Here is a 784-nt window from a genome sequence, read left to right as displayed (position 1 = left end):
GGCGCGCACAACGGCGGGCTGATCATGATGCACGCCGAGAACGGCATCGCCATCGACGTCCTCGTCGAACAGGCCCTGGCCGCGGGCCGTACCGATCCGCGCCACCACGGAGAGGTACGCAAGGCCCTGCTGGAGGCCGAGGCCACACACCGGGCGATCAAGCTCGCACAGGTCGCCGACGCTCCGCTGTATGTCGTGCACGTCTCGGCGCAGGAGGCCGTCGCCGAGCTGGCCACGGCCCGGGACCAGGGGCTTCCCGTCTTCGGCGAGACCTGTCCGCAGTATCTCTTCCTGTCCACCGACAATCTGGCGGAACCGGACTTCGAGGGCGCCAAGTACGTCTGCTCCACACCGCTGCGGCCCAAGGAGCACCAGGAAGCGCTCTGGCGCGGGCTGCGCACCAATGACCTCCAGGTGGTCTCCACGGACCACTGCCCGTTCTGCTTCACCGGGCAGAAGGAGCTGGGGCGCGGCGACTTCTCGAAGATTCCCAACGGGCTTCCGGGCGTGGAGAACCGGATGGATCTGCTCCACCAGGCCGTGGTGGAGGGAAAGCTGAGCAGGCGCCGCTGGATCGAGATCGCCTGTGCCTCTCCGGCCAGGATGTTCGGTCTCTATCCGCGCAAGGGCACCATCGCACCGGGCGCCGACGCCGATGTGGTCATCTACGACCCGCACACCGAGCAGACCGTCTCCGCCGAGACACACCATATGAACGTCGACTACTCGGCGTACGAGGGCAAGCGGCTCACCGGACGGGTGGAGACGGTGCTCTCGCGCGGCG

1 protein-coding gene is annotated in these 784 nt (G+C 67.7%); it reads left to right on the top strand.

The features are described 5' to 3' along the window. Positions 1-784: amidohydrolase family protein (locus tag BFF77_RS28700; protein ID WP_141698552.1), on the top strand; the 784-nt coding region annotated here is incomplete at both ends.

Source organism: Streptomyces lushanensis, assembly GCF_001700515.1.
Taxonomy (GTDB): domain Bacteria; phylum Actinomycetota; class Actinomycetes; order Streptomycetales; family Streptomycetaceae; genus Streptomyces; species Streptomyces lushanensis.
The sequence above is the reverse complement of the archived record's forward strand: the minus strand, read 5'-3'. Positions and strand labels throughout refer to the sequence as shown.